Here is a 23,510-nt window from a genome sequence, read left to right as displayed (position 1 = left end):
TCTGTAATATGGAGGAATCCTCATGAAAATAATAAAAATGTCCGTAGATACCTTCTGGAAGGGCGAAGTACGGGTACAGGGACAGATTGAGGATGAGACAAAGGTATATCAGACAAGAATTTTTATCAAGGGTAGTCAGATCTATGACTACTCTTGTTCTTGTGCGGAGGGAAATTCATTCCGGGGTCCCTGCGTGCATGCAAAAGCGCTTCAGGAGGCGTTTGCCCGCCAGCAGAAAGCCGAGCATACACCGCCGGTTTCGACTTCGCCGGAGATCCGGATGATGATCCGGGAGTACACGAACCGGGAAGTAGCGCGGATTCTGGGCGAGGAAGAGCGGGAACCGGTCTATCTGCATCCCTATTTACAGATCCGGCGCGGCGAAGTGCTTTTGGAGGCACGGATCGGACGGGAAAAACGGTATATTGTGAAAAACCTGCTGGAATTTGCACAGGCGGTTCACAGCGGAAAACGGGTGGAATACGGAAAAGGCATGGCGTTTGAACACGTCCCGTCTGCCTTTGCGCCGGAAAGCCGCCCATTTTTAGATCTTCTGCTGGAGGAGGCGGACGCCTACATACGCCATTATGAGGAGATGCGCGGTCATGCGGGGCTGCCGCTTCCGGTGATGCGGGCGTTAACGCTGGGATCTGCAGCGAGGGATCGGCTGTTTGATCTTTTAGAGGGAAAAGAAGTCCAGACGGAGGACGAGAAAGGTGCTGAACGTGTGTGCCGGGTTGAGCGTAAGGATCCGCGTTTCCCGGTGGAGGTGGAAGCAAGGGGCGATGGAATTGCGGTTACGGTTCCATCGGCTCTAACTTCGTTCCGGGGAGAACAGCGTCTGTATGTGGCAGATGGATTGCATCTGTTTGGATGCAGTGAACTGTATACAGAAACGATGGGCGTTTTTCTGGAGCAGATGGAACAGGGCGGAAGAGAGTGCGGAAGCCGGAAAGAGAAGCGGGAGCTGCTGGTTGGAAGCCGGGATATTCCGCTCTTTTATGCGCGTGTGCTGGAAGGCATGGAGGCACTTGGGATCTTGCAGAGCCCGGAGATCGATTGGGAGAAATACCGCCCAGAGGCGTTGAAAGCCCGGTTTGAGTTTGACAGTGATTCGCCGGACGAGCTGCGTCTGCGTCCGACGCTTTCCTACGGAGATTTTACGTTTTCGCCGCTGGCGGACGAGCATGTTCCGCGGGAGATCTGCCGGGATGTACCGGCGGAATTTTATATCAGCCGCCTGATCACGCGGTACTTCTCTTACTGGGAGGATGAGAGCGGCGAGCTGGTGATCCGCGGGGATGAAGAAGCGCTGTACCAGGTTCTGAGCGAGGGAATGACGCAGTTTCAGGAGGTGGGCGAGGTATGGCTGTCAGAGTCTGTCCGCCATCTGCGCGTCCTGCCTCCGCCGGAAGTGTCGATGGGGGTTTCTCTTGGAGGCGGCTGGCTGGATCTGAAGATTGAGACGGCGGGAATCGACCCGGCGGAGCTTTTGCAGGTACTCAGTGAATACCGCCAAAAAAAGAAATATTACCGCATGAAAAATGGCGAATTTTTGCAGCTCTCGGGCGGCGGTCTGCAGGCGCTTGACAGCCTGACTGCGGATCTGGGACTGACAAAGAGTGAATTTCAGGCGGGGGAGGCGAAGATACCTGCCTACCGTGCTTTTTATCTGGACAGTCTCTCGGGCGACGGCAGGATGAAACTGTTTCAGCGGGATGAAGCCTACGGGATGATGGTGCGCGATCTAAAAACGGCGCAGAGTGTCAGCTATGCGGTTCCGGCGGTGCTGGAAAAGACGCTGCGGGAATATCAGAAGATCGGATATACGTGGATGCGGACGTTGGCGCGGTATCATTTCGGCGGGATCCTGGCAGATGATATGGGACTGGGAAAAACGCTGCAGGTGATTGCGCTTCTGACAGCATTTTATCAGGAAAAAACCGAGCAGAAAGCGGCTGGAAATGAAGGCAGTGGGTCAGAATTACCTCTTCCGTCTTTGATCGTCTGCCCGGCGTCGCTCGTCTACAACTGGGGACAGGAATTTGCCCGGTTTTCGCCGGGGATCCGCGTGCTTCTGATTGCCGGGACGGCGAAAGAACGGCAGGAACAGCTGGAGGAGCAGATGCGGATGGAGGCGTCTGAGGGGGCGCAGGTGATCATCACGTCCTATGATCTGTTGAAACGGGATCGGGAGGCGTATCTGGGACGCACGTTTGAATATGAGATTATTGACGAGGCGCAGGTCATTAAAAATGCAAAGACACAGGGCGCGAAGGCGGTAAAGGAGATTTCGGCGAATGCCCGTTTCGCTCTGACGGGAACGCCGGTGGAAAACCGGCTCAGCGAGCTTTGGAGCATTTTTGATTTCCTGATGCCGGGATTTTTATACAGTTACCGGAAGTTCCGTGAGCGGTATGAGCTGCCGATCGTGAAAAATCAGGATCCGGAAGCATTGACGGCACTGCGGCGGATGACGGGACCGTTTGTCCTGCGCCGCTTGAAAAAGGATGTGCTGCGGGAGCTTCCGACCAAGGAAGAGAGGATCGTTTATTCGGCGGCGTCGGGGCGGCAGCAGAAGCTTTATACGGCGTCGGCGTTGAAACTGAAAGAGGCGCTGGCTGGCGGCGCGTGGTCGGGTAATGGAAAATTGGAAGTGCTTTCCCAGCTCATGCGGCTGCGCCAGATCTGCTGCGATCCGGCACTCTGTTTTGAAGATTATACGGGGGAATCGGCGAAGCTGGAGACCTGTGTTTCGCTGATCGCATCGGCGTCTGCGGCGGGACATAAGATCCTGCTCTTTTCCCAGTTTGCCTCGATGCTGGAGCGGATTCGGGAACGCCTTTTACAAGAGGGCATTTCGTCCCATCTTCTGGTCGGCGCGACCCCGAAGGAAGAACGCAGCCGGATGGTGCAGGCGTTTGCCTCGGATGAGGTTCCGGTGTTCCTTATTTCCCTGAAAGCCGGGGGAACGGGACTCAACCTGACGGCGGCGGATATCGTGATTCATTACGATCCGTGGTGGAATGTGGCAGCGCAGAACCAGGCGACCGACCGCGCGTACCGGATCGGGCAGGAAAAGCCGGTCACGGTATACAAACTGATCTTAAAGGATACGATAGAAGAAAATCTTTTGAAGCTGCAGAATGCGAAACTTGCGCTGGCGGCGCAGGTGGTTTCAGAGGGAATGGTTTCACTGGGCGATTTGAGCCAGAATGAACTGATGGAGCTGTTTGAACAGAATCCATAAAAAAATTTGCAGAAATAACGGGCAGGAGGAAAAAGCGTGAAGCAATGGAAACGATACAAATCATATATACTGCCATATAAGAGCGCCTTTATTCTGGGACCGCTCATGATGGTAACGGAGGTGCTGGGTGAGATTCTGCTGCCCAAATTTATGTCGATGATTATTAACCATGGCGTGGCGCAGAAAGACGGCGGATACATTCTCAAAATGGGACTTGTGATGGCGATTACCTCCTTTTTGATGGCGGCAGGCGGCATTCTGGGGGCATATTTTGCAGCGAAGGCGTCGATTTCCTTTACCAGCGATCTGCGCCGCGACTTATTTGCCAGAGTGCAGCAGTTTTCATTTAAAAATATCGATACGTTCAGCACGGGATCGCTGGTAACCCGTCTGACGAACGATATCCAGCAGGTACAGAACCTGATTATGATGGGACTTCGGATGATGCTGCGCGCGCCGGGCATGTTCCTGGGGGCGCTTGTGATGGCATTCTGGATGAATGCGGAACTGGCAGCTGTCATCCTGGTGGTGATTCCGCTTCTGACGGCGGCGATCGTCTGGATCCTACGGACTGCCTACCCGCGGTTTACAGCCATGCAGAAAGCGCTGGATACGCTCAATAGCGGCATCCAGGAGGTGCTGACGAACGTGCGGGTGGTGAAATCCTTTGTGCGGGAAGACTACGAGGAAAAGCGGTTTGCCGACACGAACCGGGAGCTCAAGGAGGCAGGGCTGCGGGCGCTGAAGATCGTAATTGCGACGATGCCGGTCATGATGTTCGCGATGAATGTGACGACACTGGCAGTTGTCTGGTTCGGCGGAAACCTGATTATCGGCGGACGGATGGCGGTCGGGGATCTGACGGCATTTACGACCTACATTGTACAGATTCTGATGTCACTTATGATGCTCTCAATGGTATTTTTGCAGAGTTCCCGCGCGATGGCGTCCATCCGGCGAATCGATGAGGTGCTGGATGAGCCGATTGATCTGAGCGATGAAAATGCATCACAGAAGGACCGGAAGGTTGAGAAAGGACGCGTGGAATTTAAGGATGTTTCCTTTTCATACCGCGAAGGCGGTGAGCCGGTTCTATCCCACATCAGCCTGACGGCAGAGCCGGGAGAGACGATCGGCATCCTCGGTGCGACCGGAAGCGGAAAAACGTCGCTGGTACAGCTGATTCCCCGCCTCTATGATGTGACAGAGGGGAGTGTGCGGGTGGATGGTATCGATGTGCGGGAGTATTCCCTGAAAAATCTCCGGGACGGCGTTGGCATGGTTTTACAGAAAAACGTCCTGTTTTCCGGCACGATCGAGGAAAACCTGCGCTGGGGTGATGAGACGGCGACGGAGGAAGAAGTGCGGCGGGCAGCAGTGTATGCGCAGGCAGATTCCTTTGTGAATTCGTTTGCCGAAGGCTACAAAACGGAGATGGGACAGGGCGGCGTCAATGTATCTGGCGGTCAGAAACAACGGCTGTGCATCGCAAGGGCACTCTTAAAGAAGCCGAAGATCCTGATTCTCGACGACAGCACCAGTGCGGTCGATACGGCAACGGAGGCGGCGATCCGGACGGCATTCCGGGAAGATTTGAAAGATACGACGAAATTTATTATCGCACAGCGGCTGAGTTCGCTGGAATACGCGGATCGGATTCTCGTCCTTGAGGACGGCAGGATTATCGGAGAGGGAACACAGGAGAAGCTGCTGGCATCCTGTGAGGCGTACCGGGAGATCTATGAGACGCAATATGGAAAACGGGCAGACGGGGAGGGGATGGCATGATGGATGAAAAACAGATTGAAAGCCTGAAACGCCGATATGGCAGCCGCATAGCCGACGCGCCGAAACGCCGCCGGGGACCGGAACGGATGGCGGTCATGAAGGGCGGAAAGCCCAAGGCGGGCGGTCAGACGATGCTGCGCCTGCTTTCATACTTAAAACGCGACCGGATGGCGATGACAGCCGCCTTTTTCTGTGTGATCCTGGGGACGGTGACGAATCTGGTGGGCGCCTATATGCTGCGCCCGATCATCAATCGGTATATTGTGCCTTTAGATGGCAGCCGGGGCGATGTGGCGGGGCTGTTCCGTTCCCTGTGCGTGATGGGAGCGGTTTATTTAGTCAGCGTTGCCGCTTCCTATATGCAGTCGCGCATCATGCTGCAGGTGGCGCAAAACGCGCTGCAGCGGCTGCGGGAAGAGCTGTTTAACCATATGCAGACGCTTCCGCTTCGGTTTTATGATACCGGCAGCAACGGCGATCTGATGAGCCGTTTTACAAACGATGTGGATACGATCGGCATGATGCTCAGCAGTACGCTGGTGCAGCTTTTATCCGGCGCACTCAGTATTGTGGGAACGCTGGTGCTGATGATTTACACGAACGTGTGGCTGACGGTGATTACGCTTGCCATGATGCCGGTGATGCTGCGTGCCGGTAAATTTGTTGCCGGACGGAGCCAGAAATATTTCTCTGCCCAGCAGGCGGCGCTTGGCGCGATGAACGGCTATATTGAGGAGACCGTGCAGGGGCAGAAGGTCGTCAAGGTATTCTGCCATGAGGAGATCGCAGAGGAAGAATTTGGATGGCTCAATGCGGATCTGAAAGAAAAACAGATCCGGGCGCAGTTTTTCGGCGGTGTGATGGGACCGGTCATGAACAATTTAAGCCAGTTAAATTATGGACTGACAGCCTGCATTGGCGGTCTGCTCTGTGTGTTCCGGAACTTTGATGTCGGTGGACTGACCGTATTTTTAGGTTTTTCGCGGCAATTTTCCAGACCGATCAACGAGCTTTCCATGCAGGTTGGAAACGTATTTTCGGCGCTGGCAGGCGCGGAGCGCGTGTTTGCAGTGCTGGATGCAGAACCAGAGGCGGCAGATGCGTCGGATGCGGTTTCGATCGCGCCGATCCGCGGTGAGGTGGTGCTTGACCATGTGACTTTCGGCTATGAGCCGGGGCAGGTGATTTTGAAGGATATTTCGCTCTATGCGAAGCCGGGACAGAAGATCGCCTTTGTCGGTTCGACGGGAGCCGGAAAAACGACGATCACGAATCTGATCAACCGTTTTTATGATATACAGGGCGGCTCGATCACGGTGGACGGCGTCGATGTCCGCCGGATGCACCGGAAGGAGCTGCGGGAAAATATCGCGATGGTTCTGCAGGATACGCATCTTTTTACCGGCACGGTACGGGAAAATATTCGATACGGGCGGCTGGATGCCACGGATGAAGAAGTTGTTGAGGCGGCAAAAACGGCATCGGCGCATTCCTTTATCATGCGTCTGCCGGATGGGTATGACACGATGCTGGAGGGCGACGGTGCAAACTTAAGCCAGGGACAGCGCCAGCTATTAAACATTGCGCGGGCAGCAGTTTCTAAAGCACCGATCCTGATTCTGGATGAGGCGACGAGTTCGGTCGATACGCGGACGGAGAAGCACATCGAGCACGGCATGGACCGGCTGATGGCGGACCGGACGACCTTTGTCATCGCCCACCGGCTTTCGACAGTCCGCAACGCCAATGCGATCATGGTGCTGGAGCACGGGCAGATCATTGAGCGCGGCGACCATGAAGATCTGCTGGCGCAGAAAGGGCGGTATTTTGAGCTGTATACCGGAATGAAGGAGCTGGAATAAGGCTTTCGTTGAGAATTAAATGAGAATTTGTTTCCTGTACGCGTGAACTCACCTATATTGAAAAACGGATGGATCTAGTGTATAATGGGAACACTTGAAATTTTTAAGTAAAATCGGATCGCGTAAGCTGGAAAATAGAGCCGGATCCGTGGCAAATTTTGTACCGTTAGGAGGAATATCTATGAGTATCCGAGTTGGAATTTTAGGATATGGAAATCTGGGACGCGGCGTGGAGTGTGCGATCCGCCAGAATCCGGATATGGAACTGAGAGCAGTATTTACACGGCGTGCGCCGGAAACGGTTAAGATCCTGACCGAGGGCGTACCGGTTTATCATGTAGATGAGGCGGAGGCGAAGAAAGACGAGATTGACGTTTTGATTCTCTGCGGCGGTTCAGCAACGGATCTGCCGATCCAGACCCCGAAATATGCACAGTGGTTTAACGTAGTGGACAGCTTCGATACACATGCAAAGATTCCGGAGCATTTCGCAGCAGTCGATGAGTCCGCACAGAAATCCGGCAAGGTCGGTATCATTTCCGTTGGCTGGGATCCGGGTATGTTCTCCCTGAACCGTCTCTATGCAGCTGCCTGCCTGCCGGAGGGCGAAAATTATACGTTTTGGGGCAAGGGCGTCAGCAGGGACATTCCGATGCGATCCGCCGGATCGAGGGCGTCAAGGATGCCAGACAGTACACAATCCCGGTTGAGAGTGCACTGGAGGCAGTCAGAAGCGGCAGCAGCCCAGAGCTGACCACCCGTGAAAAACACACCAGAGAGTGCTTTGTTGTGGCAGAAGAGGGCGCGGATCTGGCAAAGATCGAGAACGAGATCAAGACCATGCCGAACTACTTCTCTGATTATGACACGACGGTTCATTTTATTACTGAAGAAGAACTGAAACGCGACCACAACCGTCTCCCGCACGGCGGTTTCGTACTCCGCAGCGGCAAGACCGGCTGGAACAAAGAGAACCACCATATCATCGAGTACAGCTTAAAGCTGGATTCCAACCCGGAATTTACTTCCTCTATCATCGTGGCATACGCACGCGCGGCATACAAGATGAACCAGGAAGGCCAGAAAGGCTGCAAGACCGTCTTTGATGTGGCACCGGCATATCTGTCGGCAGAGAGTGGGGCAGATCTGCGGAAGAAGTATCTGTAAAAATTTATTAAATAAAAGTAGAAAGCGTCTGGAATGCAGAAGATCTGCATGACAAGATGGATTTTGTGACGCACGGCGTATGCAAAGGCGGCGTTAACTGGAAACCGGAGAAGCTGGTCAACGATTTAAAGAGAAGATACAAAAAGAATCAAGCGGTAGCTGGAGGAGCTGAATGTCCTTCGGCTACCTGTTTTTGTAATAAAATTGTAATAATTTCAAATTTTCCTTTCAACTTGTATTGTCGCTTAAAATGAAGTAAAATGTAAGACAGATTGGCATGATTTGTACCTGCGCAGCACTGGCAAAATCCGTTAAAGTCCGCGCAATGAGTGAACGTAACTTTACGTTTGCGGGAGCTGGCGGGTAGGAGAAAAGCGAAAATACATACAGGAAGGACAATATACGATGAATAAATGGAAAAAATCCGTGCGTTCCCTCTGCCTGGGAATGGCACTTATGATGTCTGTGTCATGGACGGCATTTGCTGCGACAGACGGGGCGACCGGTCCGGGACAGGCGGCAGGAGGCACGGTCTCCGGCGCAGTTCCTTCGGGAGCAACGGTTACTTCACAGAATGCAGCTCAGCCGACGGTGGCAGCGCAGGGCGCAGTGCTCTATGATGCGACGCACAACCAGTTCCTGTTTTCCAAGAATGCGGATACGCAGTATTATCCAGCCAGCATCACGAAGCTGATGACGGCGCTTCTGGTAGCGGAAAACTGTAATCTGAGTGATACGGTAACCTTTTCCCAGACGGCAGTTTCGAATCTGGAATCGGGCGCGGTGACGTTGCAGGTCAAGGCGGGCGATACCTTTACGGTTAAGGACTGTCTCTATGGTCTGCTTTTAAAATCGGCAAATGAGGTGGCAAACGGACTGGCGGAGCATGTGTCCGGCAGTGTCAGCGCGTTTGCGGATAAGATGAATGAGAAAGCAGCGTCCTTAGGATGCACGCATACGCATTTTGCAAATCCGAATGGTCTGAACAATGCAAACCATTTTACAACCGCACATGATATGGCGCTGATTGCAAATGCTGCATTCAATAATGCGACGGTGCGTCAGGTTGCATCGACCCTGCATTACGATTTCCCGGCGACTGCCAGCGTGCCGACGGTGCGGACGCTTACGATTGGACATAAGATGCTCAATCCGGCAAATTCCCAGTACTATGAGGGAATCATAGGCGGAAAGACCGGTTATACCTCCCTGGCAGGCAACACGCTGGTAACGTGTGCAGAGCGAAATGGCGTGCGCCTGATTGCAGTTATTTTAAAGAGTTCGCAGACCCATTATGACGATACGAAGAAGCTGCTGGACTATGGTTTTGCAGTGGCGGGAAGCGCATCCGGCACACCGGCTGGCACGAACACCTCGGTATCGGATGCGGCGAACAACGGTACGTCAAATTCCAGCAAGCCGTCCGGCAATACGACCAGCACAAATACCTCGTCTTCCGGCAGTCAGGGCGGACCGGGTAGCTCTGGAGCTGGCAATACAGCTGCTCAGGGCGACGGTGCGTGGCAGCAGTTTGGAAATGAATGGAAATACCTGAAAGCAAACGGAACCTACGCGGCAAATGAGAGTCTACTGATCAAGGGAGAGACATACTATTTCCATGCGGATGCGTGGATGGCGCGTGACTGGCAGATGGTAGACGGCTCCTGGCATTATTATTATACCGAAAGCGGGGCTATGGCGAAGAGCCGCTGGATTCAGACGAATGGATACTGGTATTATGTGAGTGCTGACGGAGCATTGTTTGTCAATGGAACGACACCGGACGGATATAGAGTCGATGCGAATGGTGTCTGGATTCAGAAATAAAGAAGAGAATAAAACGGAGCCGACCGGCAGAAAAGACCGGGGCGGCTCCGTTTTTCACAGCTCTGCGGTCGCAAAAAGACCGGCGGCATAGCTGGCAAATGGGGGTGATGTTATTATAGTGTGATCAATTCATACTCCCGGCTTCCCAGACCGATCTTCTCCGCGTGTGCCAGGCAGCTTTTCCACTCAGATTCTGGTGTGGAATTTGTGAAATGGTCATGGTGATCGTGGAAATCCGGATCAGCAAGATGTTTTGCAAGCTGGCTGCCCGGCATCGGAGCAGCGGCCAGACAGGCGTCCACACAGGCCTGATCGAGTGCCAGCGGATCGAAAGAAGCAAACATACCAAGATTTGGAAGGATCGGTACGTCATTTTCACCGTGGCAGTCGCAGTTCGGGGAGACGTCAACGACCAGGGAAATATGGAAGTTTGGACGTCCATCCACAACGGCTTTTGTGTATTCCGCCATACGGCAGTTTAACAGCTCGTTGGCTGCGTTGTTGTCAAATTCGATTGCGTCAAAATTGCAGGCGCCGAGACACCGTCCGCAGCCGACGCAGTGCTCAGCATCCACGTGCATTTTTCTGGAGGCTTCATCGAAAACGAGACCGCCGTTGGCACATTCCTTCTGACAGCGGCGGCAGCCCCGGCAGAGCTTTTCCTTGACGTGTGGTTTTCCACTGCTGTGCTGATCGGTCTTACCGGCGCGAGAACCGCAGCCCATGCCGATATTTTTGATCGTACCGCCGAAGCCGGTCATCTCATGTCCCTTGAAATGGGTCAGGCTGATAAAGACATCGGCGTCCATGACGGCGCGGCCGATCTTAGCTTCTTTGATGTATTCGCCTCCGGCCACCGGAACAGCGATGTCATCGGTGCCTTTTAATCCATCACCGATGATGATTGGACATCCAACAGTCAACGGGGTAAATCCGTTTTCCCAGGCGCATTCCAGGTGCTCGAGCGCATTCTTGCGGCTGCCTGGATACATCGTATTGCAGTCTGTTAAAAATGGTTTGCCGCCCAGCTCTTTGATGACATCAACAACGGCTTTGGCATAATTCGGACGCAGATAACTGATATTTCCAAGTTCACCAAAGTGCATCTTGATAGCGACAAATTTACCATCCATATCGATGGAACCGATCCCGCTTTACGGATCAGTTTTTTTAATTTGGTAGGGAGACCGTCGCCAAATGCAATGGTGTGGAAATCTGTAAAATATACCTTTGCTTTTTCGTTTTTTGACATATGAATACCTCCTGATAGATGGCTTTTTTTGATTTTTTCTCAGTCGAGAAGACGCCCACCTCTTTAGGTGGCGAGTAATAGTAAAGTGATAAAAATATCAATTCTATTATACCGGAATCGGGTGGATGTGTCAAAAATTTACTTTTCTTTTTAATGTAGTTCCTATATAATAGGAAAATACGGAAAAAGCAGATTTCAGCTGCAGGGGGATTCTGGCAAGATACCTGTATCTGGAAACCTGCTTTTGAAAATACGAGGGGACTTGTCTGCATAGAAGGGACAGTGACCCGGGCAGGAGATGACAGTATGAGAAATGCACCGGTTATCTATATCGTGGTGCCTTGCTACAACGAAGAGGAAGTTCTGCCATTGACGGCAGAATTTTTAGGTAAAAAATTAGATGATTTAACCCGCAGCCGCCGGATTCATCCGGGAAGCCGGGTGCTGATGGTAGACGACGGTTCGAAGGATAGAACATGGAAGCTGATCGAGGAACTCCATGAGAAGGACGAGCGGTTTGCAGGTGTGAAGCTGAGCCGCAACCGCGGTCATCAGAACGCGCTTTTAGCCGGGCTTTTTGAGGCGGCGAGACGGCGGTGTGACGCGGCGATCTCGATGGATGCCGATCTGCAGGATGATGTGGACGCATGCGACGCGATGATCGAGCGGTATATGGCTGGCTGTGACATCGTGTACGGTGTGCGCCGTCACAGGGCGACGGATACATTTTTTAAGCGTACAACTGCGCTGGGATTTTATAAGATTATGAATGCGCTGGGAGCGAACACCGTGTATAATCATGCGGATTACCGCCTGATGAGCCGGAGGGCACTGGAAGGGCTGGCGGAATTTTCGGAGGTCAATCTGTTTCTGCGCGGGATTGTCCCGATGATCGGTTATCCGTCCGATGTGGTATATTATGACCGTAAAGAGCGGGCAGCAGGGGAGAGCAAATATCCGCTGAAAAAGATGCTGGCTTTTGCGATCGAGGGCATCACTTCGCTGAGCACAAAGCCGATCCGGATGATTACGTTCATGGGAATTGCGGCATTTTTTGTCAGTATTGGATTCCTTATCTGGGCGGTGGTTGATTTCTTCCGGGGCAATACGATCACCGGCTGGGCGAGCATGATGGTATCGCTCTGGTTTATCGGCGGACTGCTTCTTCTCTCGGTCGGAATCGTCGGAGAGTATGTCGGAAAGATTTATCTGGAGTCGAAGCACCGCCCGCGCTATATCATTGAGAGCCGCACGCCGGATCGCATCCGCGAGCGTGAGAAAGGGCGCAGCCGGAAACAGGAGATGCCAGGAGAAAATTTGCGCCGCAGCCGTGCAGAAGCACGGGAACTCCAGACATCAAAAAGAAGAGAAGCTGTGCAAAAACCGGAGCAGGAGTGAAATAGCTCTAAAAAATAGCTCTTAAAAATTCAGGAAACACTTGACAAACCCGGAAAATGGGTGTATCTTCATAAACAAATAATTCCTATCAGGAATAAGGGAATATAAGCTGAAAGGGGACAGGTCCGATGCGTCAGAGTAAAGCCATGCAGATGAATATGATGATGAACGGCATGTGTATGATGTGCTGCCATATTTGTGTGCATGAAAGACGGAACGGGCTGGTCGGATAGACCTGTAAGTATAGCATAGGAAGCCGCGATCCGTACTGGATTCGCGGCTTTTTTGTGTCATAGGAAATTCCTTGGAATTCCTTATGACACAAAAAGGCACTAACTGCTTCCTGTGACAGAAAAACAGTAGTGGCATCTTTTATGCGACAGGGTATCAATGCTGTATATTCGAAAAAGAGAGGGGAAAAGACAATGGAGCAGAGAAAGAAAGCGATCATCTGCCTGGAAGGACTGGGAAAGCAATTCCAGACAACGAACGGAACGGTGACCGCGTTAGATGATATTAACCTGGAAATCCTGCAAGGTGAGATTTTTGGAATTATCGGTCTGTCGGGTGCGGGAAAGAGTACGCTGGTCCGGTGTATCAATTATCTGGAGACACCGACGGCGGGACGGGTTATTTTTGAGGGACAGAACCTGTCGATGATGAAGGAGTCGGAGATTCGGAAAGCCAGACAGTCGATGGGGATGATTTTCCAGCAGTTCAATCTTCTGGCACAGAGAAATGTACTCCAGAATGTGTGCTTTCCGATGGAGATTGCCGGTGTCCCGAAAGCAGAGGCGAAGAAACGGGCGGCTGAGCTTTTAAAATTAGTCGGTCTGGAAGAACGGATGAAGGCATATCCGGCACAGCTCTCCGGCGGACAGAAGCAGCGTGTGGCGATTGCACGTGCGATGTCCACGAACCCGAAGGTGCTGCTTTGCGATGAGGCGACGAGTGCGCTCGACCCGAATACGACAAAATCGATTTTGGAGCTTCTCAAGAAGATTAACCGCGAACTCGGCATTACTGTGATCGTGATTACCCATGAGATGGCGGTGATTGAGTCTATCTGTGACCGTGTGGCGATCATCGACCACAGCCACATTGCAGAGTCTGGCAAGGTATCAGAGATTTTCTCCGGTCCGAAGTCGGAGATTGGGCGGCAGCTGATTCTAGGAGAGACGGCAGGGCAGAAGACAAGCTTTGCCAGAGCGCGCCAGATCCGCGTTATTTTCAATGGACAGGAATCTTCGGAGCCAATTATTTCTAATATGGTATTAGCCTGCAAGGTTCCGGTCAATATCCTTCTCGCGGATACCCACGATATTGGGGGCAAGGCGATGGGACAGATGCTTCTGCAGCTCCCGGAGGACGAGGTAGATGCAGGGCGTATCTGCAATTATTTAAAAACGGTCGGTGTGACCTATGAGGAGGTGCGCTAAGATGGTATTTGATGCGAAGACAGTCAGTATGCTGGTAAAAGAGACCTGGAGAACCTTATATATGGTAGGTCTTTCTTCCCTGATTTCTTATTTGATCGGCATCCCGCTCGGCGTGGCGCTGGTTGTAACCGATAAAGACGGCATTCGTCCGGTGCCGCTGTTCAACAAAGTGGCGGGCGTGATTGTCAACCTGCTCCGTTCGGTGCCGTTTATCATCCTGTTAGCGATGGTAATGCCGCTGACCCGCGCGATCGTGGGAAAGACGATCGGAGCAAATGCGGCAGTTGTACCGCTGGTAATCGCGGCGTTCCCGTATATCAGCCGTATGGTAGAGGCATCGTTAAAGGAAATTGATGCAGGCGTGATAGAAGCAGCAAAATCAATGGGCGCTTCGACCTGGCAGATTATTTTCAAGGTGCTGCTTCCGGAGTCCAAGCCGTCCCTGTTAGTTGGCGCGGCGATTTCGATCACGACGATCCTCGGATATTCCGCGATGGCAGGCTGCGTCGGTGCCGGTGGTCTGGGCGATGTGGCGATCCGATATGGATACCACCGTTATCAGGCAGATATGATGCTGGTTACCGTTGTGATTCTGGTTATTATCGCACAGCTGATTCAGGAGATCTTTACGCGGAGTTCGAGAAGAAGTGATAAGAGAATCCGTTAATAAGATATTTACAGAAATGAAATGCAGCCTATCGTCTGTGGCAGATGCAGGACATTTCTGAAATATAAATTTAAAGGAACTGTTTAAACACACAAAGAGGAGGAAATCACTATGAAAAAATCATTCTTAGGAACCACATTCCTGGCACTGCTGGCAGCTGCATCCTTAGCAGGCTGCTCTTCCAGCTCGAATGAGACAACTGCTGAGACCGCTGCAGAGGCAGCAGAGGAGACTACCGCAGAGGCTAAAGAGGCAGACGGCGATCTGGAGAAGCTGGTAGTAGGCGCAAGCCCGGCACCGCATGCTGAGATCCTGGAAGCTGCAAGAGACCTTCTGGCAGACAAGGGCTACGATCTGAAGATCGTAGAGTATACTGATTATGTACAGCCGAACAACGCACTGGAGTCCGGCGATCTGGATGCAAACTACTTCCAGCACAAACCATATCTGGATACCTTCAATGAGGAGAATGGCACTCACCTGGTAAGTGCAGGTGCAATCCATTATGAGCCATTCGGCATCTACGCAGGCAAGAGCGATTCTTTAGATGAGCTGGCTGACGGCGCAGAGGTTCTGGTGCCAAACGATGTAACCAACGAGGCAAGAGCACTTCTGCTTCTTCAGGATCAGGGTCTTCTGACACTGAAAGAGGATGCAGGTCTGACCGCAACTATCAATGATATTACGGAGAACCCGAAGAACCTGGATATCGTAGAACTTGAGGCAGCACAGCTTCCGCGTTCCTTACAGGATGCTGATATTGCAGTTATCAACGGCAACTACGCAATCGAGGCTGGTTTAAAGGTAACCGATGCTCTGGCAGTAGAGGCTTCTGACTCTCTGGCAGCCCAGACATACGGAAATGTTGTAGCAGTCCGTGAGGGTGACGAGGAGAGCAACAAGACAAAAGCTCTGATGGAAGTCCTGACAAGCGATGATATCAAAGAATTTATCGAGACGAAGTACGATGGAGCGGTTGTTCCGCTGTTTTAATTGACGGCAGGGACCTGATTACAGCAACGAAATTGGGAAGAGGCGGATGCTTTGCGGTGAAAACCGCAGGCGGAGGTCTCTTCTTTCAATTTATGGGAATGTGCGTCAGATGAAAAATGTTTTGCGTGAATTTTTTTAAATCATGTGATAGAATAAGAAAAAGATAAAGGTGACAGGCGGGTGATAAGAATGGAAATTCATATACAGAACAGGAAAAAGGGCTTTACGCTGGCGGAGCTTTTGGTAGTCGTTGCGATAGTTTCCATTTTAACTGCAATTTCTATTCCTATTTTTACCAGGCAGCTGGAGACCAGCCGGGAGGCCACGGATCTTGCCAATGTCCGTTCTGCATATGCAGAGGTTATGGCAGCGGTCATGATTGAGGATACAGAGAATGAAGTGAAGGTTGTAAAGCTGAAGCAGAAAAAAGAAAAATGGCAGTCGCATGACCCGGTGACGATAGGTGGAGTGATGCATTATAATGATCAGGGTGATACGGCCAACTGGATTGGTTATCCGGTTCCGGGTGGGGAGTGTGAAGTTTCCTATCGGCCGGATTCGGGAGTGCTTTTTAACTGGAAAAGCGGAAAGGGTACAGGCGGTTCGGAACAGAAATACGCGTTTAATATCAATTGCGATGTACATGCGCCCTTGAATGACAGCGGCATATTGGAAATGCTGGGTGATAACAACAATTTTGAAATTGATTCCAACTGTACAAAATCCAATATGCTTCCCAAGATACAGGCGAAGATTGAGGAGGACAGCCTGTTAAAAAAGGGAACCTGGGCCTATCTGGGAGATGCAAAGGATAAGTCGAAGCGATATTTATTTTGGACATCTGTAGATATATCCTCAGATTCGGTTGGTGCAGGAAAGAAGATACCGGTTATTATCAGTACAGCAGATGGAAGGTTTTATATTTCAGAAACAACTACCGCTATGCGAGTGAATAAAGCTGGTAATTATATAGCAATCGCCGGTCATCTGACTCCAACACAGTATAAGGAATATCTTTCGAAGGATAAAAAGTATGAGAATCTGCAGGAGGCATATGATGCATACGCAAAGCTGGTGACAGATGGGACGTATCCACAGTATAAGGATACGCTGCCGAAGTAGGGGCTGTGCGGCTGTTACAGCGGGGCGTCTTTAAAGTGGGAGAAGCCAGGGCATATGTTACTGTTCACGCATACGTGCCCAGTAACGGGCATATATCATTTACCAACCTGTGCCGAAAACCTTGACATTTTCCTAAAAAACCTCTATGATAACAAGGAACTGAAAAATGAAAGGCAGTGAAGAAGAGGAGTACACATAGAAGCCCTGACAGAGAGAACCGCGCAGGTTGAGAGACGGTTCCGGGAAACGGATGTGGAAGGTAGCTTCGGAGCCGGATTTCTGAAAAACTGCGTTCTGCTATGACTTAGGAATGGTGTGAAAGAGAGTGGTGGATAAGAGATCCCGGGAGTTCCCGTTATAGAATCAAGAGGATTGGGATAAAATCTGGATGTGTGCAAAGAAAACACCGGCAGATGGAAATCCTGATTGAATTAAGGTGGTACCGCGTATATGACGCCCTTTGCAGATGATATGTCTGCAAGGGGCTTTTTCATTTCATAGGAAATTACGTCCTATGAAATGAAAAACGCTCCGCGAGGATGCGCGCTCGCGCGAAGCAGAAACATGTCGCAAGCGACCGCGCTCGGCGCGAGAATGTGCCAAGGCACATTCTTTTTCATAGGAAACGCGCTCCGGAAAGGACAAAACAGATGAAAAAACAAGGTCCGCTGACAAGCTGTGACACGTGCGGCAATTATGTCTATGACGATGATTATGGGTATTATCTGTGCGAGGCAGATCTGGATGAGGACGAGATGGCGGCATTTTTAAGCAGCCAGCGTTTTGTCTGCCCGTACTACCAGACGGATGATGAGTATAAGATTGTCCGGAAACAGATGTAAGAAACTGCATCGGAAATTACACGAAATGAAGGTAAACAAGATGCGGTTCATGATAGAATGCAGGGATAAACAGCATTTGATGAGTTAAAACGCAAAAGGAGAATCGATCAATGAAAGAACTGGAAAAGACATATAATCCGGCGGATATTGAAGATCGCCTGTATCAGAAATGGCTGGACAGCAAATATTTCCACGCCGATGCAGAGCGCGGACGCAGAAACGGTAAGAAGCCGTTCACGATTGTGATGCCGCCGCCAAACATTACCGGACAGCTTCATATGGGACATGCGCTGGATAACACCATGCAGGATATCCTGATCCGTTACAAGAGAATGCAGGGCTATGAGGCACTGTGGCAGCCGGGTACCGACCATGCGCGATCGCAACGGAGGTTAAGGTTATCAACAAGCTGAAAGAGCAGGGCATTGACAAGCATGATCTGGGTCGTGAGGGCTTCCTGGAGAAAGCATGGGAGTGGAAAGAAGAGTACGGCAGCCGCATCGTAAAACAGCTTCACAAGCTGGGTTCCTCCGCTGACTGGGACCGCGAGCGTTTCACGATGGACGAGGGCTGTTCCGAGGCGGTTCTGGAAGTATTTACCAGACTGTATGAAAAAGGTTATATTTACAAGGGATCCCGTATCATCAACTGGTGCCCGGTCTGCCAGACTTCCATTTCGGATGCCGAGGTAGAGCATGAGGAGCAGGACGGCTTTTTCTGGCACATCAATTACCCGATCGTCGGCGAAGAGGGACGTTTCGTCGAGATCGCAACCACCCGTCCGGAGACGCTGTTAGGCGATACTGCGGTAGCTGTCAACCCGGAGGATGAGCGCTACAAGGATATCGTAGGCAAGATGTTAAAACTGCCGCTGACCGACCGAGAGATTCCGGTCATCGCGGATGAGTATGTAGATAAAGAGTTCGGTACCGGCTGCGTAAAGATCACACCGGCACATGACCCGAACGACTTTGAGGTAGGAAAACGCCACAACCTGGAAGAGATCTGCATCATGAATGACGATGCAACCATCAGCGTACCGGGCAAATATCAGGGCATGGACCGCTACGAGGCGAGAAAAGCCATGGTAGAGGATCTGAAGGAAATGGGACTTTTAGTCAAAGTCGTTCCGCATTCCCACAACGTAGGTACCCACGACCGCTGCGGCACAACCGTAGAACCGATGGTAAAACCGCAGTGGTTTGTCAAGATGGAAGAGATGGCGAAACCGGCGGTAGAGGCACTTAAATCCGGCAGACTTAAATTCGTTCCGGAGAGCTTTGGAAAGACCTATCTGCACTGGCTTGAGGGCATCCGTGACTGGTGTATTTCCCGTCAGCTCTGGTGGGGACACCGGATTCCGGCATATTATTGTGATGACTGCGGCGAGATGACCGTTGCCAAGTGTGCACCGGCGGTATGCCCGAAATGCGGCGGCACCCATCTGCATCAGGATGAGGACACGCTGGATACCTGGTTCTCTTCCGCCCTGTGGCCGTTCTCCACGCTCGGCTGGCCGAAGGACACACCGGAATATGAATATTTCTATCCGACCGACGTGCTGGTAACCGGATACGATATCATTTTCTTCTGGGTTATCCGTATGGTATTCTCCGGTCTGGAGCAGACTGGCAAAGAGCCGTTCCACACCGTCCTGATCCACGGTCTGGTACGTGATTCTCAGGGACGTAAGATGAGTAAATCCCTTGGAAATGGTATCGATCCGCTGGAGGTTATCGACAAGTACGGCGCCGATGCACTCCGTATGACCCTGATGACCGGTAACGCACCGGGCAACGATATGCGTTTCTACTGGGAGCGTGTAGAAGCAAGTCGCAACTTTGCAAACAAGGTGTGGAATGCATCCCGTTTCATCATGATGAACATTGAGAAAGCGCCGGTAACGGATGTAAAACTTTCTGACCTGCAGATGGCTGACCGCTGGATCCTCTCCAAGGTCAACACGCTGGCAAAAGATGTCACCGAGAACATGGATAAGTACGAGCTGGGAATCGCCCTCCAGAAGGTTTATGATTTCATCTGGGAGGAATTCTGTGACTGGTACATTGAGATGGTAAAACCGAGACTCTGGTCCGAGGAGGATACCACCAAGGCAGCTGCACTCTGGACCCTGAAAACGGTTCTGATCCAGTCCTTGAAACTGCTGCATCCATATATGCCGTTTATTACCGAGGAAATCTTCTGCAACCTGCAGGATGAGGAACCGTCCATCATGATTTCTTCCTGGCCGGTCTACAAGGATGAGTGGAACTTTGCAGAGGAAGAGAAGGCAGTTGAGACGATCAAGGATGCAGTCCGCGCGATCCGCGGTGTCCGCACATCCATGAACGTACCGCCGAGCAAGAAGGCAAAAGTATACGTTGTATCTGAAGATCCGGAAGTTCTGTCCATCTTCGAGCACAGCCGCGTCTTCTTTGCAACTCTTGGCTATGCGAGCGATGTTATTCTTCAGAAGGACAAGAGCGGAATCGCAGACGATGCTGTATCGGCTGTGACTGCAAAGGCAACCATCTATATGCCGTTTGCAGAGTTAGTTGATCTGGACAAAGAGATCGAACGCCTCAGCAAGGAAGAAGAGAAGCTGAAAAAAGAGCTTGCCCGTTCCGAGGGTATGTTAAGCAATGAAAAGTTCGTCAGCCGCGCACCGGAGGCAAAGATTGCCGAAGAGCGCGAGAAGCTGGAGAAATACCGCCAGATGATGGCACAGGTACAGGAGCGCCTGGCACAGCTGCGGAAATAGTTGAATATGAAGTAAAAGGCAGGATCGAGAGATCCGCCTGATGCGTGAAATAAGCCGATGTGTATGGGGAAAACTATATGCATTGGCTTATTTGCAAAGAAAGAACCGAAATTATTCTGTTTTTTATCTCAGTCGAGAAGACTCCCACCTCTTCAGGTGGTGAGTAATAGCAAATTTATCTCAGTGGGAGTCCATTCTCCGACTGAGATAAACGCTCCGCGAGGATGCGCAGTGATTCTGTAAAGAATATGTCAGCTTCGCTGACCAGAATCACGCGCCAAGTCTCACGGACGTTCGACTTGAATTATATGGGCGAATGCCTTTGAAGAGAGAAAGGAGATTATTTTTTTATCCTCGAACGAGGATAATTGGATTATACGAGATATTATGGAGATAAGAACAGCGACAATAGCAGATCTGGCTCAGATTGCAGCCGTGGAAGCAGAATGCTTTCCGGCAGCGGAAGCCGCAACGAAAGAGGAGTTTGAGGAGAGAATTAAGTATTATGGAAATCATTTCTGGCTCATGTTTGAAGGCGAAAAGCTGATTGCGTTTGTGGACGGCTTCGTCACAGACAAGCCGGATCTGACGGATGAGATGTACGAACGGGCAGAAATGCACGATGAAAACGGCGCATGGCAGATGATTTTTGGTGTCAATACGATCCCGGCATACCGGAAACATGGCTATGCGGGACAGTTGCTCCAGTGCGCCATCGAGGATGCCAGAAAACAGGGGAGGAAGGGACTTGTGTTGACGTGCAAGGAAAAATTGATAGCCTATTATGCCAAGTTTGGATTTGTGAATGAGGGGATCTCGGAATCGGTGCATGGAAACGTGATCTGGTATCAGATGCGGTATAAGTTTTAAATTTAAGAAGAAATACGTGATTGCCCGCAAATACTAATAATACTTATTATAGGAATCGAAATGGCGTTTTTAATAGAAGTGTGATAAGATACAAGTATCAGAATTAAAAATGAGACGCCATTTCGATTTTTTGTAATTGTTTGCAACAAGCATTACAAATTCTTTTCCATCTTTCTGCGTGTATCTTTTGCGTGTGTTTTATATGCATAACGGGCATCGGAAGCAGGCTGCACGGGATTGGGTGAAAAAGGGTCAAAAGGGGCGTCCGCAAACAGGAGGGGTTAGAGAAAACATGAAATCATTGCAGGCGCGTTATCTGGATCGACTGGCAGAGCTTTACCCGACGATTGCAGCGGCATCGACGGAGATCATCAATCTGGAATCGATCTTAAATCTGCCGAAAGGAACGGAACATTTCCTGACCGATATCCATGGGGAATACGAGGCATTTTCTCATGTATTGAAAAATGGTTCCGGTTCCGTCAAGCGAAAGATTGACGATGTATTTGGAAATACCCTGAGCCGTCAGGATAAGCAGTCACTGGCAACCCTTATTTACTATCCGGCGGAGAAAATGAGCCGGATTCTGCAGACGGAGAAGAACCCGGATGACTGGTATAAGATCACACTCTATCGTCTGATTGCGGTCTGCCGCCGGGCAGCGAGCAAGTACACGCGTTCGAAGATCCGCAAGGCGCTTCCGAAGGAATTTGCCTATGTGCTGGAAGAACTTCTGACTGAGCGCGGTGATCTGCAGGACAAGGAATCCTACTACGATGCCATCGTCCAGACGATTGTCCGTGTGGGACGGGCGAAAGCTTTATTATAGCGCTAAGCGAGCTGATTCAGCGCCTGACGGTCGATCATCTTCATATCGTAGGCGATATCTATGACAGGGGTCCGGGACCGCATATCATCATGGACAAGATGATGACCTATCACTCGATTGATGTCCAGTGGGGCAATCACGATGTGCTCTGGATGGGCGCGGCAGCGGGACAGATGGGGTGTATTGCAAACGCAATCCGTATCTGCGCGAGATATGGAAACCTGGATATTTTGGAGGATGGTTACGGCATCAACCTTCTTCCATTGGCAACCTTTGCGATCAATACATATGGGGATGACCCGTGCACCTGCTTCCAGTTAAAGGGCAGTGACTCTTACAGTGCGTCTGAGCGCGAGATGAACCAGAAGATGCACAAGGCGATCTCGATCATCCAGTTCAAGGCGGAAGGCAGATCATCAAGCGCCATCCGGAATTTGGTCTGGAGAAACGAAATCTTCTGCATCATATTGATTTTGAACGCGGCGTTCTGGAAATGGATGGCAGAGAGTACAAGATGCTTGATATGAATTTCCCGACGGTGGATCCGAAGGATCCATATGCATTTACACCGGAAGAAGCGGATATCATGGAACGTCTGGAACGTGCGTTCATGAACTGCGAGAAGCTGCAGCAGCATATGAAGTTTCTGCTGGCGAAGGGAAGTCTCTATAAAGTATACAACAATAACCTTCTCTACCATGGCTGCGTTCCGTTAAATAAGGACGGTACCTTCAAGGAGGTAGAGATCTACGGCAAGCAATATAAGGGAAAGGCGCTGTACGATATTTTGGACAATTATGTCCGCAAGGGGTTTGTCGCGGTCGATAAGGCAGAGCGGGAAAAAGGCAGGGATATGATGTGGTATATCTGGCTGAATGAAAATTCCCCGCTGTTCGGCAAGGACAAGATGGCAACGTTTGAGCGCTATTTTCTGGCAGAAAAAGAGACACATAAAGAAGTAAAAAATCCGTATTACGATATGCTGGAAAATGAGGAAGTGCTTGACCGCATTCTCCGTGAATTCGGTCTGGAGCCGGAGGGCGCGCACATCATCAACGGTCACGTCCCGGTCAAATCCAAAGACGGCGAGAGCCCGCTCAAATGCGGCGGTAAGCTTCTCGTCATCGACGGTGGTTTCTCAAGGGCATATCAGAAAGAAACCGGTATCGCGGGGTATACGCTGATTTACAACTCCTACGGTCTGATTCTGGCCGCGCACGATCCGTTTGAGTCCACCGAGGCGGCGATCGAAAAGGAGAGTGACATCCACTCCGAGAGCCGTATGGTCAAATGGGTGCCGGAGCGCAAGTGTGTCGGAGATACCGATATCGGACGGGAACTGAAAGAGAAGATCAAGGATCTGGAAAAATTGCTGAACGCGTACTATAGCGGTGCTATAGCAGAAAAATTTACGCGATAGCGATTTGAGAACGAAATTTTAAA

General features: G+C 51.1%; 11 protein-coding genes, 4 pseudogenes and 1 other annotated feature. Of the genes and pseudogenes, 14 read left to right on the top strand and 1 reads right to left on the bottom strand.

Annotated elements, in window-relative coordinates:
* The first annotated feature begins 22 nt into the window (after positions 1-22).
* From DWZ16_RS09315 to DWZ16_RS09295, 5 genes and pseudogenes are all read left to right on the top strand, one after another.
* The gene (locus DWZ16_RS09315; protein ID WP_118522659.1) at positions 23-3,250 is read left to right on the top strand and encodes an SNF2 helicase associated domain-containing protein; all 3,228 of its coding nucleotides are present in this window, start codon (positions 23-25) and stop codon (positions 3,248-3,250) included.
* A 105-nt stretch (positions 3,251-3,355) separates the two neighbouring features.
* On the top strand, positions 3,356-5,038 hold the full coding sequence (locus DWZ16_RS09310) for an ABC transporter ATP-binding protein (protein ID WP_107000415.1): 1,683 nt from the start codon (positions 3,356-3,358) through the stop codon (positions 5,036-5,038).
* A complete protein-coding gene (locus DWZ16_RS09305; RefSeq protein ID WP_106999992.1) occupies positions 5,035-6,900 on the top strand; it encodes an ABC transporter ATP-binding protein in 1,866 nt (621 codons plus the stop codon). Before DWZ16_RS09310 ends, DWZ16_RS09305 begins: the two co-directional genes overlap by 4 nt.
* Positions 6,901-7,081: 181 nt before the next feature.
* Positions 7,082-8,067: pseudogene (locus DWZ16_RS09300) on the top strand (diaminopimelate dehydrogenase).
* 405 nt (positions 8,068-8,472) lie between these two features.
* Positions 8,473-9,894, top strand: coding sequence for a D-alanyl-D-alanine carboxypeptidase family protein (locus tag DWZ16_RS09295; RefSeq protein WP_106999990.1), 1,422 nt, complete (start codon positions 8,473-8,475; stop codon positions 9,892-9,894).
* Between the two features lie 113 nt (positions 9,895-10,007).
* On the opposite strand, the pseudogene DWZ16_RS09290 reads toward DWZ16_RS09295, so the two are convergent.
* A pseudogene (locus DWZ16_RS09290) lies at positions 10,008-11,146 on the bottom strand (DUF362 domain-containing protein).
* 306 nt (positions 11,147-11,452) lie between these two features.
* Between DWZ16_RS09290 and DWZ16_RS09285 the strand changes: the two are divergent.
* The 9 genes and pseudogenes from DWZ16_RS09285 (at position 11,453) to DWZ16_RS09240 (ending at position 23,487) form a co-directional block, all read left to right on the top strand.
* Positions 11,453-12,544, top strand: coding sequence for a glycosyltransferase family 2 protein (locus DWZ16_RS09285; protein ID WP_106999988.1), 1,092 nt, complete (start codon positions 11,453-11,455; stop codon positions 12,542-12,544).
* A 425-nt stretch (positions 12,545-12,969) separates the two neighbouring features.
* Positions 12,970-13,983 carry a methionine ABC transporter ATP-binding protein gene (locus DWZ16_RS09280; protein WP_106999987.1) on the top strand — a complete coding sequence of 338 codons (1,014 nt, stop codon included), beginning with the start codon at positions 12,970-12,972 and terminating at the stop codon, positions 13,981-13,983.
* A gap of 1 nt (position 13,984) precedes the next feature.
* The gene (locus DWZ16_RS09275; RefSeq protein WP_022358729.1) at positions 13,985-14,650 is read left to right on the top strand and encodes a methionine ABC transporter permease; all 666 of its coding nucleotides are present in this window, start codon (positions 13,985-13,987) and stop codon (positions 14,648-14,650) included.
* Positions 14,651-14,761: 111 nt separating this feature from the next.
* Positions 14,762-15,643: a MetQ/NlpA family ABC transporter substrate-binding protein gene (locus DWZ16_RS09265; RefSeq protein WP_106999986.1), complete on the top strand. Its 882-nt coding sequence runs from the start codon at positions 14,762-14,764 to the stop codon at positions 15,641-15,643.
* Between the two features lie 189 nt (positions 15,644-15,832).
* Positions 15,833-16,765 (top strand): type IV pilin protein, encoded by a 933-nt coding sequence (locus tag DWZ16_RS09260; protein WP_233430154.1) that lies wholly within the window; start codon positions 15,833-15,835, stop codon positions 16,763-16,765.
* Positions 16,766-16,932: 167 nt separating this feature from the next.
* Positions 16,933-17,229, top strand: a binding site (T-box leader).
* 186 nt (positions 17,230-17,415) lie between these two features.
* Positions 17,416-17,607 carry a DUF6472 family protein gene (locus DWZ16_RS09255; RefSeq protein ID WP_107000412.1) on the top strand — a complete coding sequence of 64 codons (192 nt, stop codon included), beginning with the start codon at positions 17,416-17,418 and terminating at the stop codon, positions 17,605-17,607.
* A gap of 110 nt (positions 17,608-17,717) precedes the next feature.
* Positions 17,718-20,368 (top strand): annotated as a pseudogene (locus DWZ16_RS09250) (valine--tRNA ligase).
* A gap of 387 nt (positions 20,369-20,755) precedes the next feature.
* Complete coding sequence (locus DWZ16_RS09245; RefSeq protein ID WP_107000411.1) at positions 20,756-21,238, top strand: GNAT family N-acetyltransferase; 483 nt, start codon at positions 20,756-20,758, stop codon at positions 21,236-21,238.
* A 292-nt stretch (positions 21,239-21,530) separates the two neighbouring features.
* A pseudogene (locus DWZ16_RS09240) lies at positions 21,531-23,487 on the top strand (fructose-1,6-bisphosphatase).
* Positions 23,488-23,510 lie beyond the last annotated feature (23 nt).

The sequence above is a fragment of the Clostridium sp. AF29-8BH genome (assembly GCF_003478145.1).
In the GTDB taxonomy this organism is placed as follows: domain Bacteria; phylum Bacillota; class Clostridia; order Lachnospirales; family Lachnospiraceae; genus Otoolea; species Otoolea fessa.
The sequence above is the reverse complement of the archived record's forward strand: the minus strand, read 5'-3'. Positions and strand labels throughout refer to the sequence as shown.